Annotated in this window: 1 protein-coding gene; it reads right to left on the reverse strand. The window is 46.8% G+C overall.

All coding sequences use genetic code 11. The annotated features are described in order from the left end of the window. On the reverse strand, positions 1-556 hold a 556-nt coding region (locus RUMCAL_RS04700), incomplete at both ends, for a DUF3825 domain-containing protein (protein ID WP_021681437.1).

Below are 556 nucleotides of genomic sequence, written 5' to 3' on the forward strand. Positions count from 1 at the left end.
CCCTGCGGTACTACCAGCCCCGGCTCAATTACTGTTTTTCGTCTGCCCAGTTCCACTGCTGTTTCCAGCAGCAATGGCAGATTCTTAAACCGAAGCAGCTTCTTTGGCAGCCGTTCCCGATTTTCCGGGTCGCTGAGAATGTGTTCTGCATTTACCCGAATTGGCCATTCCGGATTGAAGTTTACACCATTTTGCATCATCGGGAAATATGGCTTTTTGGGCAGCGGCTCTACATATCGCAGCTTGGAAGAAACAGCATCACAGAAGCCGGTGAAATACCATTTCAATGTGGTGTCTTTCTTTTTATTTCGTTCAAAGCAGGCGTAGATTGCCTGATACTGCCTTGTGTACAGTCCTGTATGAAAGCAGGCACAGTTGTTTTCCACATGGAAATATTCCGTTTCTCCGGTGTTGTAATCGATGCTCAATTTCCGGAACATCATATGGAGATACCGTTCCAAAATCGGCGTATCTGTATTTTTACATTCGGTCTGGGGCTTTCGGAATCGCCATGCTTCCGACAACGCCATTTCTGCCAATTGTTCTAACTGCCCAT

The sequence above is a fragment of the Ruminococcus callidus ATCC 27760 genome (assembly GCF_000468015.1).
Classification (GTDB): domain Bacteria; phylum Bacillota; class Clostridia; order Oscillospirales; family Ruminococcaceae; genus Ruminococcus_C; species Ruminococcus_C callidus.